At 70.3% G+C, this 16317-nt stretch carries 13 protein-coding genes; 10 read left to right on the top strand and 3 right to left on the bottom strand.

What is annotated here, in order from left to right; translation table 11 throughout:
* The first annotated feature begins 71 nt into the window (after positions 1–71).
* Entirely contained in the window at positions 72–1457 is a 1386-nt protein-coding gene (locus EDF40_RS14940; RefSeq protein WP_123340362.1) for a class II 3-deoxy-7-phosphoheptulonate synthase, read from the top strand.
* Between the two features lie 299 nt (positions 1458–1756).
* Here the strand turns inward: EDF40_RS14940 and pknB are convergent, their stop codons facing one another.
* Together pknB and EDF40_RS14930 are read right to left on the bottom strand one after the other, a co-directional pair.
* The gene (gene pknB, locus EDF40_RS14935) at positions 1757–3820 is read right to left on the bottom strand and encodes a Stk1 family PASTA domain-containing Ser/Thr kinase (RefSeq protein WP_123340539.1); all 2064 of its coding nucleotides are present in this window, start codon (positions 3818–3820) and stop codon (positions 1757–1759) included.
* Between the two features lie 82 nt (positions 3821–3902).
* Positions 3903–5213, bottom strand: a complete 1311-nt coding sequence (locus EDF40_RS14930) for a LysM peptidoglycan-binding domain-containing protein (protein WP_260213427.1) — start codon at positions 5211–5213, stop codon at positions 3903–3905.
* A gap of 171 nt (positions 5214–5384) precedes the next feature.
* Between EDF40_RS14930 and EDF40_RS14925 the strand changes: the two genes are divergently transcribed.
* Complete coding sequence (locus EDF40_RS14925; protein WP_111085815.1) at positions 5385–5741, top strand: Rv2175c family DNA-binding protein; 357 nt, start codon at positions 5385–5387, stop codon at positions 5739–5741.
* A gap of 70 nt (positions 5742–5811) precedes the next feature.
* Here EDF40_RS14925 and EDF40_RS14920 read toward each other — a convergent pair whose 3' ends face one another.
* The gene (locus EDF40_RS14920) at positions 5812–6930 is read right to left on the bottom strand and encodes a polyprenyl synthetase family protein (protein ID WP_111085795.1); all 1119 of its coding nucleotides are present in this window, start codon (positions 6928–6930) and stop codon (positions 5812–5814) included.
* A gap of 110 nt (positions 6931–7040) precedes the next feature.
* On the opposite strand from EDF40_RS14920, the gene EDF40_RS14915 reads away from it, so the two are divergent.
* From EDF40_RS14915 to mraY, 8 genes are all read left to right on the top strand, one after another.
* The gene (locus EDF40_RS14915) at positions 7041–7433 is read left to right on the top strand and encodes a DUF3040 domain-containing protein (RefSeq protein WP_123340363.1); all 393 of its coding nucleotides are present in this window, start codon (positions 7041–7043) and stop codon (positions 7431–7433) included.
* 554 nt (positions 7434–7987) lie between these two features.
* Entirely contained in the window at positions 7988–8419 is a 432-nt protein-coding gene (gene mraZ / locus EDF40_RS14910; RefSeq protein WP_071254530.1) for a division/cell wall cluster transcriptional repressor MraZ, read from the top strand.
* A gap of 106 nt (positions 8420–8525) precedes the next feature.
* Positions 8526–9491 carry a 16S rRNA (cytosine(1402)-N(4))-methyltransferase RsmH gene (gene rsmH, locus EDF40_RS14905; RefSeq protein ID WP_123292832.1) on the top strand — a complete coding sequence of 322 codons (966 nt, stop codon included), beginning with the start codon at positions 8526–8528 and terminating at the stop codon, positions 9489–9491.
* A 1-nt stretch (position 9492) separates the two neighbouring features.
* Positions 9493–10200: a hypothetical protein gene (locus EDF40_RS14900; RefSeq protein WP_123340364.1), complete on the top strand. Its 708-nt coding sequence runs from the start codon at positions 9493–9495 to the stop codon at positions 10198–10200.
* Between the two features lie 49 nt (positions 10201–10249).
* Positions 10250–12019 carry a penicillin-binding protein 2 gene (locus EDF40_RS14895; protein WP_123340365.1) on the top strand — a complete coding sequence of 590 codons (1770 nt, stop codon included), beginning with the start codon at positions 10250–10252 and terminating at the stop codon, positions 12017–12019.
* 14 nt (positions 12020–12033) lie between these two features.
* The gene (locus tag EDF40_RS14890; protein WP_123340366.1) at positions 12034–13710 is read left to right on the top strand and encodes a Mur ligase family protein; all 1677 of its coding nucleotides are present in this window, start codon (positions 12034–12036) and stop codon (positions 13708–13710) included.
* Positions 13707–15215: a UDP-N-acetylmuramoyl-tripeptide--D-alanyl-D-alanine ligase gene (gene murF / locus EDF40_RS14885; RefSeq protein WP_123340367.1), complete on the top strand. Its 1509-nt coding sequence runs from the start codon at positions 13707–13709 to the stop codon at positions 15213–15215. The genes EDF40_RS14890 and murF overlap by 4 nt, the downstream gene beginning before the upstream one ends.
* Complete coding sequence (gene mraY / locus EDF40_RS14880; RefSeq protein WP_111085789.1) at positions 15212–16315, top strand: phospho-N-acetylmuramoyl-pentapeptide-transferase; 1104 nt, start codon at positions 15212–15214, stop codon at positions 16313–16315. Before murF ends, mraY begins: the two co-directional genes overlap by 4 nt.
* Positions 16316–16317 lie beyond the last annotated feature (2 nt).

Here is a 16317-nt window from a genome sequence, read left to right as displayed (position 1 = left end):
GCCAGGACGCCCGTTCTGCCGCCTTCCGGCGGCCAGGCGGGCCGCCCGCACAGAACACCGAGGTAACGCCCTTGTTCGAGTCGACCGACTTCGTCGCCCTGCAGGATCCGGACGTCATCGAGGGCCTCGACTATTGGCGCACCCTCCCCATCAAGCAGCAGCCCACGTGGCCCGACGCCGCAGCGGCCGAGGCTGCCTCGGCCGAGATCGCCACGCTGCCGCCCCTCGTCTTCGCGGGCGAGGTCGACAAGCTCCGCGAGCGGCTCGCCGCCGCCGCACAGGGCAAGGCGTTCCTGCTGCAGGGCGGTGACTGCGCCGAGACCTTCGCCGGCGCGACCGCCGACTCCATCCGCGACCGCGTCAAGACGATCCTGCAGATGGCCGTCGTCCTGACCTACGGCGCGTCGATGCCCGTCATCAAGATGGGTCGCATGGCCGGGCAGTTCGCCAAGCCGCGCTCGAGCGACTTCGAGACCCGCGGCGACGTCACGCTGCCCGCCTACCGCGGCGACATCGTGAACGGCTACGACTTCACGCCGGAGAGCCGGACGGCCGACCCGCGCCGCCTGGTGCAGGGGTACCACACGGCCGCGTCGACGCTGAACCTCGTCCGCGCCTTCACGCAGGGTGGCTTCGCCGACCTGCGCCAGGTGCACTCGTGGAACAAGGGCTTCGCGTCGAACCCGGCGAACGCCCGCTACGAGCACCTCGCCAAGGAGATCGACCGCGCGATCCGCTTCATGGACGCCTGCGGTGCCGACTTCGAGGCGCTCAAGCACGTCGAGTTCTACGCGTCGCACGAGGGTCTGCTCATGGACTACGAGCGCCCGATGACCCGCATCGACTCGCGGTCCGGTCTGGCGTACGACACCTCCGGCCACTTCATCTGGATCGGTGAGCGCACGCGTGATCTCGACGGTGCCCACGTGGACTTCCTGTCGCGGGTGCGGAACCCGATCGGCGTGAAGCTCGGCCCGACCACGAGCGTCGACGACATGAAGGCCCTGGTCGATAAGCTCGACCCGAACCGCGAGCCCGGCCGTCTGACGTTCATCACGCGCATGGGTGCCGGCAAGATCCGCGACGAGCTGCCCAAGCTGCTCGAGGCGATCAAGGGGATGGACGCCAACCCGCTGTGGGTCACCGACCCGATGCACGGCAACGGCCTGACCACGCCCACCGGCTACAAGACCCGTCGGTTCGACGACGTCGTGGACGAGGTCCTCGGCTTCTTCGAGGCGCACCGGCAGGTCGGCACCTACCCGGGTGGCATGCACGTCGAGCTCACCGGTGACGACGTCACGGAGTGCCTCGGCGGGTCGGAGCACATCGACGAGGCCACCCTCGCCACCCGCTACGAGTCGCTGTGCGACCCGCGGCTGAACCACATGCAGTCGCTCGAGCTCGCGTTCCTCGTGGCCGAGGAGCTCGGCGCGCACCCGCACGTGCGCGCGTAGCGCGCAGCGGGTCGGATCAGTCCCGCCAGAGCGACAGAACCCCGCGAACTGTTCGCGGGGTTCTGTCGCTTCCGCGTACCGGACGGGAGGCCCGTGGCGGCCCCGCCCCGCGCCTCCCGTCCGGCGTGCCGGTTGCGTCCACTTCGCGCCCCGCGACGCGTTTCCCGCGCCGGTTCGCGAAAGCGACAGTGTGCCGCCGATGTTCGACGGCACACTGTCGCTTTCGCGGTGCCTTCGGCGACGCCGAGCGGACAGGTGTCGCTTCGGCGGACCGGACCGGACCGGTCGGGCGGGCGCGCCTACTGGTCGTAGGAGAGCGTCACCGTGTCGCCGCGGTACACCGTGGCTCCGGCGCCCGGGTCGGTGCCGGTCACCGGCAGCGACGACTTCCAGTCGTAGAACCCGCACAGGATGTTCGTGCAGTCGGGCACGGCGACCTTGAGCCCGAGGCCCTCGAGTGTCGCGGTGGCCTCGTTGATGGTCGAGCCGACGACGCCGTCCTCGGGCAGGGTGATCGGCGTCGGGCCCTTCGAGACGACGACGTCGATCGCGCTGCCGCGCACGGCGGGGGAGTCCTGCACCTTCGCGGAGACGATCTGTCCGGTGGGGACGTCCTCGCTGAACTCCTCGGTGCGGGCTCCGAGGATGAGGCCGACCGCGTCGAGCTCCGTGGAGGCCTGGTCGACGGTCTTCCCGACGACGTCCGGCACGGCGCCGAGGGACACCGTGAGCGTGACCGGGCCGGTCTCGCCGTAGGCCTTGACCGACGTCAGGTCGAGCGCCTTGCCGCCGGACGCCCGGCCGGTCGCCGCGATGACGGTGTCCTTCGCGGCGTCGGCCGAGAACTCGTACCGGTTGTCCTGCAGCTCGAAGTCGTCGTCGAGCGCCGCGGTGACGGTCGAGATCGGCTGCCCGACGATGGCCGGCAGCGCGATCATCTTCGGCCCGTTCGACACGACGAGCTGCACCGACGTGCCCTTCTGCACCTCGCGCTTCGCGGCCGGCTTGGTGATGGACACCTGTCCCTTCGCGACGACGGCGTCGAACCGGGTTCCGGTCTTCGACGCCGCGTGCAGGCCCTGGGCTTCGAGCAGCTGCCGGGCCTGCGAGACCGACTTGCCCGTCACTTCGGGGATGCGCACGTTGCCACCCGGCCCCGGCCCGAAGTACCAGCCGAAGCCCGCGCCGATGAGCAGGAGCACGACGAAGACAGACAGAGCGATCCAGCCGCGCTTGCGACGCTTCGCGGAGAGGTCGGCCAGGCGCTGTCCCGCGGGTGAGAGCACCCCGGGCTGCGCGCCCGTGCGGCGCGGGCCCGGACCGGTGTTGCGGTTTCGAGTCGTGGGAAGCCCGCGGTCGGGGCTGTCGATGATCGCCGTGGCATCGGTGGCCGCCGGTGCGTCGGCGGCAGCATGGGCACCAGCGGCAGCAGCGCCGACACCGGCAGCGGTCCCGCCGCCGGACGGCAGGATGGCGGTCGCGTTCTCGGGCCGCAGCACGGCGGTCCGGTACTGGCCCGTGGCGCGCTGCTGGTTGCCCGCCATGTGGTCGAGCATCTCGCGCGCGTCGCGCGGGCGGTCCTCGGGGTCGCGGGCGGTCGACCAGGCGACGAGCTCGTCGAGCTCGGGCGGGACGCCGGACACCGCGGCACTCGGGACGGGCACCGTGTCGTTCGCGTGCTGGTAGGCGATCTGCATCGGCTGCTCGCCCTTGTAGGGCTGTTCGCCGGTGAGCATCTCGTAGAGCATGATGCCGAGCGCGTAGATGTCGCTGCGCGAGTCGGCGGCGCCACGGGTGACGAGCTCGGGGGAGAGGTACGCGATCGTGCCGAGCAGGGCGGCCCCGGTCGCGGTGTTCGCCGTCGTCGCCCGGGCCAGGCCGAAGTCGCCGAGCTTGATGCGGCCGTCGTCGGCGAGCAGGACGTTCTCGGGCTTCAGGTCGCGGTGCACGATGCCGGCGCGGTGGGCCGACGCGAGGCCCGCCAGCACGGCGCGCAGGATGTCGGTCGCCTGCTCCGGCGTCAGGGCGTGGTGCTCCTGCAGCAGGTCCCGCAGCGTGATGCCCGGGATGTACTCCATGACGATGTACGCGGTGTCGTCCTCGGCGCCCTGGTCGTAGACGCCGACCAGGTTCGGGTGGGACAGCCGCGCGGCGGACCTCGCCTCTTGGATGAAACGCTCACGGAAGGCCTGGTCGTCGGCCAGGTGCCCGTGCATGATCTTGATCGCGACGCGTCGCTCGAGGCGGACGTCGGTCGCGAGGTAGACGGTCGCCATGCCCCCGCGCGCGATGCGGGAGCGGACGCGGTACCGCTGATCGATCATGCGACCGATCATCGGATCCGTGGCGGCGTTGGTGGTCATCGGCGGCATTCTACGAATCGAGACTGCACGGGACCGCACCGGCGCACCGGTCGTGACCCAATCTCGATCTTCCGGATGAGACTCAGAGGGTGGCCAGCCAGCCCTGGGCGGCGCTCGCCCAGTTGGCGTAGGCCTTGGGGTAGGCGGAGAGCTGCACGGCCTGGGCGGCGTCGGTGATGCTCATCGACGACCACCCGGGCACGTCGAGCAGCCCGCGGGTCTTGCCGACGTTCGGGTTGCTGCGACCACCGAAGAACAGCTTCGTCGCGTACGCGGGGTCCTGCAGCTTCGCCGCGCTGCCCCAGCCCTGGCTCGGCCGCTGCTGGAACAGGCCGACCGAGTCGCGGTCGCCGTGGGGCAGGTTGCGCAGGCTCGACTCCTGCATCGCGGCGGCCAGGGCCACCACGATGCCGCGGTCGGACACCCCGAGGGAGCGGCCGACGGCGACGATGGTGGCCGCGTTCTGGCGCTGCTCGGCACTCAGTCCGACGGCGGCGCTCACCGCGGCACGCGACGGCGCCGCAGCGGTCGTCGCAGCAGTGCTCGACGACGGGATGACGAGGGTCTTGCCCGCGTAGATCGTGCTCGTGTACGTCAGGCCGTTCGCCGACAGCAGCGAGGCGACGGAGACGTGGTGGGACGCAGCGATCGAGCCGATCGTGTCGCCCGAGGAGATCTTCACACTCGACTTCGACGAACCGGACGAACCCGACGACGCTGCGGCCGTGGACACCGAGCCGCCACCGGACGAGCCGTGCGGCACCCGGAGCGTCTGACCGGGGTAGATCACGCTGCGCTGCGAGAGCTTGTTGGCGCTGAGGAGCGCTGTCGTCGACACGCCGACCCGCGACGCGATGCCGGACACGGTGTCGCCCGACTTCACGTGGTAGCTCGAGGTACTCGACCCCGACCCCGACCCCGACCCGGACGTCGATCCGGCGCTCGTGGTCGTGCGCGCCGTCGTCACCGCGGGCGTCGACGCCAGGTGCAGCGTCTGCCCGGGGTGGATGATCGTGTTCCAGCCGAGGCCGTTCCGTACCAGGACCTCCTGCGCCGACAGGCCGAAGCGGGCGGCGATGCCCGAGACCGTGTCGCCCTGACGGACGGTGTACGTCGTGGGGGCGGCTGCCGTCGTCGTCGCGGCGACCGTCGTGACGACGGTCTGCGACGGACGTGCGACCGCGGTGCCGAAGACCGGACGGTTGCCGACGTTGCGGTCCTGGTCGACGTGGCGCTTGTGGTTCGAGTCCGCGTCGTCGTGTCGCGGTTCGGCGTGCGCGATGGGGCCGGTCAGGCCGGCGGTCACCGCGATCGTGCCCGCGAGGACGATGGGCATGGTCGCGAACCGGGCGGATCGTGCGCGCCGGGCGGCTTCGTCTGCAGCGTTGTCCACGGTTTCTCCTGATCTCGACTGTCCCGTGCGCGTGCATGCGCGCACTCACAGGTGGCACAACGCTGGCATGGTGTGATTCCCAAGTCAACCAGAGAGCCGGATGTGGTGCGTGTGACGAATGTGACGAACGGTACGTACTCACTCGGTGCCTCGCTCTGGCACCATGGGCGTGTGAGTGCTGCACCCGTCGACGACCTCTCCCTCTCCGAGCGCTGGCTGACCGTCCCCGAACTGGTGGACCTGTTCAGCACCAGCCCCGGCCGGATCCACCGCCTGTTCGAGGAGAAGACCCTGCTGGCGGCCCGCGTCGGCGGCGTCCTGCGCGTGCCGAGCGAGTTCCTCGAGGACCGCGAGCCCATGCCCGAGCTGCGTGGCACCCTGACCGTGCTCAGCGACAACGGCTTCACCGACGACGAAGCCGTCCGCTGGATGCTCACCGTCGACGACTCGATGGGCGTCTCGCCCATCGCGGCGCTGCGCGCCGGTCGCAAGGCCGAGGTGCGTCGCGTGGCCCAGTCGCTGCTCTAGACGCGTTCCGAGCAGACGGGAGGCCCGGTGCCAGCTGGCACCGGGCCTCCCGTCTGTCCTGGTGTCGCGTCTACGACGACCGGCGGCTGACCGTGTCGGCCAGCGACGCGAGCTGCTCCCGTGCCGACGGTGTCAACGGCGACGCGTCGAGCGCCGCCTTCGCACGCTGCACGTGCCGGTCGATGGAACGCTCGACCGCGGCGACCGCACCGGATTCGGTGAGGGTGGCGCGGAGCATCTGCACCTGCTCCTCGTCGAGGTCGGGGTCGCCGAGGAGCTCGTCGAGCAGCTGTCGCGGGCCACTGGCCAGCGCCTTGCGGGCCGAGGCGATGAGCACGGTCCGCTTGCCCTCGCGCAGGTCGTCGCCGGCGGGCTTGCCGGTGACCTCGGGGTCGCCGAACACGCCGAGCATGTCGTCGCGCAGCTGGTAGGCGACGCCGAGGGGGAGCCCGAAGGCGCGGAGGCCCTCGAGCTGCGAGTCGCTCGCGCCGGCCACCAGCGCGCCGATGACGAGCGGTGCCTCGATCGAGTACTTCGCGGACTTGAAGACGATGACGCGCTGGGCGCGGAGCAGGTGCTCGGACTCGTCGATGACGGGCCAGGCGGTCTCTTCGTGCACGTCGAGGTACTGGCCCGCGGTGACGTCGAGGCGCATCGCGTGGAACTCCTGGCGCACGATGCGGGCGCGCACCGGGTCGAGGAGTGCGAGGCCCTCGTCGAACACCGAGTCGCTGAGGGACAGCAGCAGGTCACCGAGCAGCAGCGCCGAGTTCGTGCCGTACTGCCCGCGGTCGCCGACGAAGCCGGACTCCTGGTGGAGGGACTCGAACCGGCGGTGTGCTGCGGGACGCCCACGGCGGGTGTCCGAGCGGTCCATGATGTCGTCGTGCACCAGGGCTGCTGCGTGGAAGACCTCGAGCGCTGCGGCGACCGTGACGATCGCCTCGGCCGTGGTCTGACGGGAGCCCTCCGCCAGCGGGTCGAACGAGCCCGATCGGCCCGCCACCGACTGCCACCCCCAGTAGCAGAACAGCGCCCGGAAGCGCTTGCCGCCGGACAGTAGATCTCGGGCGTACAGGTCGAACGGGGCGAGATCGGGGCTGATCGCGAGGAGCCGTTCACGCTGCTCGTCGAGTGCCCGGTCGATACGCGCCGATACGAGGTCCACTAATCGCGTACTCTCAGCCACAGTCCCTACCCTAGTGGAGCGGTTGGGACATAGAATTGGTCCACTCAACCGAGTGTTTTCCAGCCCGGTTGTTCAACCCCGCGTCGATCCCAGGAACAGAGGGAACCAAGATGCCGCTCTCGGAACAGGAGCAGCGCCTTCTCGAAGAGATGGAGCGCAGCCTCTACCAGAACGATTCCGATTTCGTGGCGCGTGTCACACGTCGACAGGGTCGTCCGACGTACACGGCCATCACGCTCGGAGTGCTCGGTGCACTCGCCGGCGTCGCGATCGTGATCGTCGGTCTCGTGATCAAGGCCCCGCTGCTGGGCATCCTCGGCTTCGTCGTGATGCTCGCCGGTGTCCTCTTCGCGTTGCGCCCGGGCATGCGTGCCCCGAAGGCGAAGCCCGCTCGACCGGGTGCGCCCGCGTCCGGTGGTTCCGCTCGTCCGGCGAGCGGCGGCGGGTCCTTCATGGACCGCATGAACGACCGCTGGGACAAGCGGAACGACCAGGGGCAGTAGCAGCCCTCCACACTCCTCCCTCGTGACGGGGCCGGCCATCGGGCCGGCCCCGTTTCGCGTGCCCGCGGGCGCCCCGCGTCGAGCGTCGTCGAGGTTCCGAAATCTCGGCATCTCGCGCGCTCGGGCGTCCCTCCGTGGAACCTCGGCGACCTGCGCGCGGCATGTCGTGGAACCTCGGCGCGATGGCTCGGGCGTGGTGAGAGCGTGGCAGGGGCGTCGCGGGAGCGATCGGGCGCAGACGCCACGGCGCCGAGCACCGCCGAGCAGCAGCGCGCCACACGCCGCCACACCCTCGCCACGCGCCGCCGCACCTCGCCGCGCCACAGGGCGCTCCACTGGCTGCGAAAGTCCTCCACTTTCCTCCACGCCCGCCGCTCCCGCCCAGATCCCCGGCACGACGGGCATCCGCCACGGCCGTCCGGGCCTCAGCGCTGCCGAAACGGCCCCAAAAGGGGTGCCATGGGGCGAAAAGGGAGTGGAATTCTGGCCGGGGGGAGGGCAGTGGAGTAAAGTGGGGCTCGCAACGGTCCGGTGGAGCGGAGGGGAGGCCCGACGTGCTGCTCGGTACTCATGCCCCGAAGCTCGACGAGAAGGGTCGCGTGATCCTCCCCGCCAAGTTCCGGGACGAACTGTCCGGGGGACTCGTGATGACCCGCGGCCAGGAACGCTGCGTCGTGGTCTTCAGCGCCCGGACGTTCGAGGAACTCCACGAACGCATCCGGACCGCACCGATGACGTCGAAGCGCACCAGGGACTACATGCGCCTGTTCCTCTCGGGGGCCAGCGCCGAACAGCCCGACAAGCAGAACCGCGTGACGATCCCGCAGAACCTCCGTGAGTACGCGGGGCTCGAGCGGGACCTGACGGTCATCGGCAGCGGTGACCGTGCCGAGATCTGGTCGACCACCGCGTGGGAGGCCTACTACGCCGAAGCCGAAGAGGCGTTCGCCGACAACGACGAGGAGGTGATCCCGGGGATCTTCTGATCCGTGGATCGGGACTCCCAGCCGTGAAGCCCTGACATCACTTCCCCGATGTCAGGTCGCATGGATGGGGATCCGGACCCGCGGCCCGGAAGACGAGGGGCTGCACATGGCCGACAACGACAACGGGACACCACGCTTCCCGCACACGCCGGTGATGCTCGAGCGCATCGTCGACCTGTTCACGCCGACGCTCGACGGACCGGGCAAGGTCGTCGTCGACGCCACGCTCGGCATGGGCGGACACTCCGAGGGGCTGCTCGAGCGGTTCCCGGACCTGACGCTGATCGGTCTCGACCGTGACACCGACGCCCTCGGCATCGCGGGGGAGCGCCTGGCCCGCTTCGGCGACCGCGTCCGCCTGGTGCACACCGTGTACGACGGCATCGTCGACGCGATCGAGGGCGAGGGCTTCCGTCAAGTCGACGGCGTGCTGTTCGACCTCGGCGTCAGCTCGCTGCAGCTCGACCGGGCCGAGCGAGGCTTCGCGTACAGCCAGGACGCCCCGCTCGACATGCGCATGGACCGGACCGAGGGGCAGACCGCCGCCGACGTCCTGGCCACCTACGACGAGGGCGAACTGCGCCGCATCTTCCAGCGCTACGGCGAGGAGAAGCTCGCCGGCCGCTACGCCCGGGCCATCGTCGACCGCCGCGCGAGCGTGCCGTTCGAGATGTCGGGCGACCTGGTGCAGGTGCTCCACGACGCGACACCGGTCGCGATCCAGCGCCAGGGCCACCCCGCGAAGCGCGTGTTCCAGGCGCTGCGCATCGAGGTGAACGCCGAACTCAGCGTCCTGGAACGCGCGATCCCGGCGGCGCTCGACGCCATCGCGGTCGGCGGTCGCATCGTCGTCGAGTCGTACCAGTCGCTCGAGGACCGCATCGTCAAGCGGGCACTGGTGGCGCGCACGAAGTCGAGCGCCCCCGCCGGGCTGCCGGTCGAGCTCCCCGAGCACGCCCCCACCTTCTCCCTGATCGTCAAGGGCGCCGAGCTGGCCGACGAGGCCGAGCGCGCCGCCAACCCCCGAGCAACACCCGTGCGCCTGCGCGCGGCCGAGCGGATCCGGAAGTGACATGAGCACGAACCTCGCACTCGTCGACCCCGCCGTCGTCCCGTCCCGCGCCCCGCGCCCGGACCGCCAGAACCGACCGGAGCTCGTCGAGGTCACGCCGACCGCGGCCCAGCGCCGTGCACGGCCCCGCATCGGCTACGCAGTCACGGCGGTCGTCGCGCTCGGCATCCTGCTGCTCGCCCAGCTCGGCATCAGCATGGTGCTCAGCCAGGGGGCCTACACGCTGAGCGCGCTCGGCACCGAGCAGACGAACCTGTCCCGCACGCAGCAGTCGCTGTCCGAGGAACTCCGGGTGCTCGACTCGCCGCAGAACCTGGCCCGCAACGCGCAGTCCCTCGGGATGATCGCGAACTCCACGCCGGTCTACCTCGACCCCAAGACGGGCCGGGTCTACGGCACGCCCACCCCGGCGGTCGCCGACCAGGCCACCGCAGCGACCTCGAACCAGGTGCCGAACTCCCTGCTCAACGACGTCCCCCTCGCTGCGAAGCAGGGCGACACGTCGACGAGCAAGGAGACGGGCTCGACCACGGGCAGCGCCGGTACCGACGCGAAGGCCGACGACACCGCCGGGAACAGCACCGCCCGCAGCACCACCGGCACCGCCGCGTCTGAGAAGACGAGCGGCGCCAGCGCGTCGGACGGGGGTTCCTCGAAGTCCTCCGTAGAGTCCGACGCGAACCAGCTCCAGGCGCCCTCCACCCGGTGACCTGCGGGTCTGAACCACCCTCAGCACCATCCGGGAAGGACCGCACCGCGTGACGAAGACGATCCGCAACCGCCGACTGCGCTACAGCATCGTGATGATCGCCGTGATCGCCCTCGTGGGTGTCTTCGTGGTCCGCCTCGTCGACATCCAGGTCGTGCAGGCCTCGGCCCTCAACGAGCAGTCGACGCAGAAGCGCAGCATCCCGGTGACGATCTACGGCACCCGCGGGTCGATCGTCGACCGCAACGGCACGGAACTCGCCGACAGCGTCACCCGGTACAACATCACCACCGCCCCGCGCCTGGTCAAGGAGTTCAAGGGCAAGCTCGGTGGGACCCGGGTCAAGGACATCAGCGTGTCGACGGCGCTCACCGCCCTGGCGAAGGCCTCGGGCGGCGACGTCGCGACCATGCGGAAGAACATCGCCGCGAACCCGAAGTCGGACTTCGCGTACCTGGTCAAGGGCCTCGACGTGAAGCACTACGAGGCCGTCACCGACCTCGGCATCCCCTGGATCTACAAGGAGCAGCAGGCGTCGCGGGTCTACCCGACGGGTGCGACCACGGGCAACGTCACCGGCTTCATGGGCACCGACGGCGCACAGGCCGGCCTGGAGTACGCCTACAACAAGTGCCTCGCCGGCACGAACGGCTCGGAGACGTACGAGCGCGGCGAGGACGGCGTCCAGCTGCCCGGCAGCACCGTGACGAAGAAGCAGGCCAAGGACGGCGGCACGCTCGTCACGACGATCGACAGCGACCTGCAGTACATGGCGCAGCAGACCATCGCGTCCGCCGCGAAGACCCTGCAGGCCGAGTCCGCGACGGCCACGGTCACGAGCGTGAAGACGGGCGAGCTGCTCGCGGTCGCCGACTACCCGACGGTCGACCCGAACGACGTCGACGCCACGACCGACAAGGGGGCGTTCGGCTCCCGTGCGCTCACCGACTCCTACGAGCCCGGATCGACGATCAAGGCCGCCATCGCCGCGGCCCTGATCGACCAGGGCAAGTCGAGTCCCACCGACCAGGCGGTCGTACCCTACTCGCGCACCTTCCCCTGGGGCGGCACGATCCACGACTCCGAGTTCCACGAGACCGAGAACCTGACGCTGACCGGCATCTTGCAGAACTCGTCGAACGTCGGCATCACCGAGCTCGGCGCGCGGCTGACGGCCCAGCAGCGGTACGACTACATGCAGAAGTTCGGGCTGTTCGAACCGGAGTCGGCGATCGACTACCCGGGCCAGCCGTCGATGGACTACGGCTCGAGTCCGAACTGGGACCAGCAGACGAACATCAACTCGATGTTCGGCCAGGGCATCTCGACGACCGCGGTCCAGGTCGCCAGCGTGTTCCAGACCATCGCGAACGACGGTGTCCGGATCCCGCTGCACTTCGTCAAGGGCTGCACCACGTCGGACGGCACGACCATCGACGCGCCCGACGTGCAGAAGCAGCGCGTCGTGTCCGCCAACGCTGCGGCCCAGGTCACCGACATGCTCCAGAGCGTGGTCACGGGCGGCACGCTCGTGGGCATGAAGCCGATCTCGGGCTACAACATCGCCGCGAAGACCGGTACCGCCGAGGTGGCCGAGGGCTCGAAGGGCTACGGCGGTCAGCGCATCACCTCGGTGGCCGGAATGGCACCCGCCGAAGACCCCCAGTATGTTGTCACGGTGACGTTCACGAAGCCGCAGACCAACAAGTGGTCGAGCGGAGCGGCTCCGGCGTTCCGCACACTCATGTCCCAGGTGCTCGAGAAGTACCGAGTAGCCCCCTCCGCGTCCGAGGCGAAGCTCTACCCGTCCACGTGGTGAGGAAGAAGGAACACTTGTCCGCACGGATCCCCCCGGTCCTCCGGCCCGAACACCCGACCCCGAGGGCGGTCGCCGAACTCGCGAACGCGTTCGGCCTCCACGTCGTCGGTTCCCTCGACGCCGTCGAGACGACCGGTGTCACGCTGAGCGCCGCCGAGGTGCAGCCGGGTGACGTCTTCGTCGGCGTGCACGGTGCGAACCGGCACGGCGCGGAGTTCTCCACCGAGGCCGCCGAGCGCGGTGCCGTCGCCGTCCTGACCGACGACGCGGGCGTGGAGAGCGCACGAGCGGCTGGCCTGCCGGTCCTCGTCGTGGACGACCCCCGTGCTGCCCTGGGCGACGTGTCCGCCTGGGTCTACCGCACCCACCCGGACGAGGCCACCGACCTGCCGCAGCTGTTCGCCGTCACCGGCACGAACGGCAAGACGAGCACGTCGTACATCCTCGAGGGGATCCTCAAGCAGCTCGGCCTGGTCACCGGCCTGAGCTCGACCGCCGAGCGCCACATCGGCACGCTCAGCGTGACGAGCCGCCTCACCACGCCCGAGGCCAGCGAGATGCACGCGCTCCTCGCCCGGATGCGCGAGAGCGAGGTGCGCGCGGTCGCCGTCGAGGTGAGTGCGCAGGCCCTCAGCCGTCACCGGGTCGACGGCATCGTCTTCGACGTCGCGGCCTTCACGAACCTGTCGCACGACCACCTCGACGACTACGCCGACATGGAGGAGTACTACCAGGCGAAGCTCCCGCTGTTCCAGCCCGAGCACGCCCGTCGCGGCGTCGTCTCGCTGGACACCGACTGGGGCCACCGCGTGGTGCAGGACTCCCGCATCCCGGTCACGACGATCACCGTGCACCCGGACGTCGAGGCCGAGTGGCACGTCGACATCGTCGAGGCGCACGCCGCGTACACCGAGTTCCGCCTGACCGGTCCCGAGGGCCGCGAGCTCACCACCCGTGTGCCCCTGATCGGCTGGCACATGGCCGCGAACGCCGCACTGGCGATCGTCATGCTGGTCGAGGGCGGTTTCGAGCTCGGTGCCATCGCGCACGCGCTCGACAGCAACCACCGCCGCTACCCGGACGAAGACGACCGCGACGAGCACGAGGCCCGAAGCGACCGTGACCGTGACCGCGACGGCGCCGTGCGCCGCGTGTCCGCCATCGAGTGCTACCTGCCCGGCCGGACCGAGCGTGTCTCGGGCGAGCACGGACCGAGCGTCTACGTCGACTTCGGCCACAGCGCCGACGCGTTCGAGAACACCCTCGCGGCCGTCCGCCAGTTCACGTCCGGCAAGGTCCTGATGCTGTTCGGCGCCGACGGCGACCGCGACACCACGAAGCGCGGCGACATGGCCCGCGTCGCGGCGGCCGGCAGCGACATCCTCGTCGTCACCGACCACCACCCCCGCTTCGAGGACGCCGCGTCGATCCGGAAGACCCTGGTCGACGCTGCGCGCGAGGCGTTCCCGGACCACGAGCTGCACGAGGTGAGCCCGCCCGAGGCCGCCATCCGCCTGGCCGTCGGTCTGCTCGGCGAAGGCGACTCCATCCTCTGGGCCGGCCCGGGCCATCAGGACTACCGCGACATCGCCGGTGTACGCACCCCCTACTCGGCACGCGACGAGGCCCGTCAGGCCCTGCGCGAAGCCGGTTGGGAGCCGAACTCCGGTCCGGCCGAGGACCTCCGATGATCGCGCTCACCCTCGCCGAGATCGCCACCGCGGTCGGCGGCGAGCTGATCGGCGGTGCCCAGGCGACCGACGTCGCCGAGCCCGGCGACCTGGTGGTGGAGGGCTCGGTCGAGACCGACTCCCGCCTGGTCCGCCCCGGCAGTGTCTTCTTCGCCCTGCCCGGCGAGGTCACGGACGGGCGCCGCTTCGTGCCCGCCGCGACCGAAGCCGGTGCCGCGTTGGTCATCACGCCCGAGCGCGTCGAGACCACCGCGCCGCAGATCGTCGTCGCGGACGGCTACGCAGCACTCGCTGCGCTCGCCCACGCGGTCGTCACCCGGGTCCGGATGGCCTCCGCCGACCGCGTCGACGCCGAGGGGCGTCCGGCACCGCTCAAGGTCGTCGGCATCACCGGCTCGAACGGCAAGACGAGCACCAAGAACATGCTCCGGACGATCCTCGAGCAGCACGGCGAGACCGTCGCGCCCGAGGGGTCCTTCAACAACCACGTCGGGGCACCGATCTCGATGCTCCGCGTCACGGACGACACCCGGTTCCTGGTCGTCGAGATGGGGGCCAGCGGCGTCGGCCACATCGCGGCGCTCGTCCGGATCGCCGAGCCGGACGTCGGTGTCGTGCTCAAGGTGGGCCTGGCGCACGCCGGCGAGTTCGGCGGCATCGAGGCGACGCAGCGCGCGAAGTCCGAGATGGTCACCGACCTGCCCGCCTCCGCGACCGCACTGCTCAACGTCGACGACGACCGGGTCGCGTCGATGCGCGACCTGACGGCCGCCCAGGTGGTCGGCTTCGGCACGTCGGCGGATGCCGACTACCGCATCACCGGCATCGAGACGGACCGCAGCGGCACCCGCTTCACCCTCACCGCGCCTCCCGTCGATCAGGAAGGCGACCGTCCGACGGACGGTACCCAGCCTGGAGGCCCGGATCACGTGGACGTGCGCCTCGCGATCCTGGGTGAGCACCACGCGATGAACGCGGCCGCCGCCCTGACGGTCGCCCACCGCTGGGGCGTCCCGTTCGCCGACGGCGCTGCGGCGCTTGCGTCGATGACGCGCGCCGAGCGCTGGCGCATGGAGCTGCTGCAGGGCGGCCCCGCGGGCGTCACCGTCATCAACGACGCCTACAACGCGTCGCCGGACTCGACCGCAGCGGCGCTGCGGACCCTGGCGCAGATCGTGCGTCCGGGGGAGCGGACCGTCGCCGTGCTCGGCGAGATGGCCGAGCTCGGCGAGTTCTCGACCGAGGAGCACGACCGCATCGGTCGGCTCGTCGTCCGTCTCGGCATCGGACAGCTCGTGGTCGTCGGCCGCGGCGCGATGCCCATCCACCAGGCCGCCACCCTCGAGGGATCGTGGGACGGCGAGTCGGTGTTCATCGAGGACGTCGACGACGCCGTCCGGTCACTCCAGGACATGCTCCGCCCCGGCGACGTGGTCCTGGTCAAGTCCTCGAAGTCGGCCGAACTGCGATTCCTCGGCGACCGCCTCGGAGGTGTCACCGAATGATCGCGCTCCTCATCGCCGGCGCTACGTCGCTGGTGTTCACGTTGCTGCTCACCCCGTTCTTCATCAAGCTCTTCCACCGTCTCGGGTGGGGGCAGTTCATCCGTGACGACGGTCCGCAGTCGCACCACACCAAGCGCGGCACCGCGACGATGGGCGGCATCGTCCTCATCATCGGCGCCGTGATCGGGTACTTCGTCGGCCACCTGGTCGGACGTGACTCGATCACCCTTTCCGGCCTGCTCGTGCTGTTCCTCATGGTGGGGCTGGGCTTCGTCGGGTTCATCGACGACTTCCTCAAGGTCCGGCGCCAGCGGAGCCTCGGGCTCGGCGGGTGGGCCAAGGTCCTCGGCCAGGTCATCGTCGGCGTCATCTTCGCCACGGTCGCCCTCGTGGTGCCGACGTCGAACGGCAAGCCCCCGGCGTCGACCATGATCTCCGCGATCCGGGACATCCCGTGGCTCGACTTCATGGCGCTCGGCACGGTCATCGGCACCGTGCTGTTCCTGGCCTGGATCGTGCTGCTCACGGTGTCGACGTCGAACGGCGTCAACGTCGCGGACGGCCTCGACGGTCTCGCGACCGGCTCGAGCATCCTGGCGATCGGCTCGTACGTCATCATCGGCTTCTGGCAGTCCAACCAGATCTGCGGTGGTGCCCGTCTCGACGCGAACACGGAGCACGCCTGCTACACCGTGAGCAACCCGCTCGACCTGGCGGTCGTCGCGGCCGCGGTCTGCGGTGGGCTCATCGGCTTCCTCTGGTACAACACCTCGCCGGCGCAGATCTTCCTCGGCGACACCGGTTCGCTCGGCCTCGGTGGCGCGCTGGCGGGCCTCGCGATCCTCAGCCGCACCGAGCTCCTGCTCATCCTGATCGGCGGCCTGTTCTTCATCGTCACCGGCTCGGTCATCCTGCAGCGGGCGTACTTCAAGATCACCCACGGCAAGCGGATCTTCCGGATGAGTCCGCTGCACCACCACTTCGAGCTGAAGGGGTGGGCCGAGGTGACGGTCGTCGTCCGGTTCTGGATCATCGCGGGGCTCTTCGTCGCCGCGGGGGTCGGCCTCTTCTACCTCGAATGGATCGCACGCGTTGGTTGACC

The organism is Curtobacterium sp. PhB170 (assembly GCF_003752345.1).
Lineage (GTDB): Bacteria > Actinomycetota > Actinomycetes > Actinomycetales > Microbacteriaceae > Curtobacterium.
Note: the sequence above shows the minus strand (reverse complement) of the source record. Positions and strands in the feature narration are given on the sequence as shown.

What these genes read in the sequence shown, in the direction of transcription:
- pknB (WP_123340539.1), bottom strand. Translation starts at nt 3,820, where the DNA reads ATGACCACCAACGCCGCCACGGATCCGATGATCGGTCGCATGATCGAT.
- EDF40_RS14915 (WP_123340363.1), top strand. Translation starts at nt 7,041, where the DNA reads ATGCCGCTCTCGGAACAGGAGCAGCGCCTTCTCGAAGAGATGGAGCGC.
- rsmH (WP_123292832.1), top strand. Translation starts at nt 8,526, where the DNA reads ATGGCCGACAACGACAACGGGACACCACGCTTCCCGCACACGCCGGTG.
- EDF40_RS14900 (WP_123340364.1), top strand. Translation starts at nt 9,493, where the DNA reads ATGAGCACGAACCTCGCACTCGTCGACCCCGCCGTCGTCCCGTCCCGC.
- murF (WP_123340367.1), top strand. Translation starts at nt 13,707, where the DNA reads ATGATCGCGCTCACCCTCGCCGAGATCGCCACCGCGGTCGGCGGCGAG.
- mraY (WP_111085789.1), top strand. Translation starts at nt 15,212, where the DNA reads ATGATCGCGCTCCTCATCGCCGGCGCTACGTCGCTGGTGTTCACGTTG.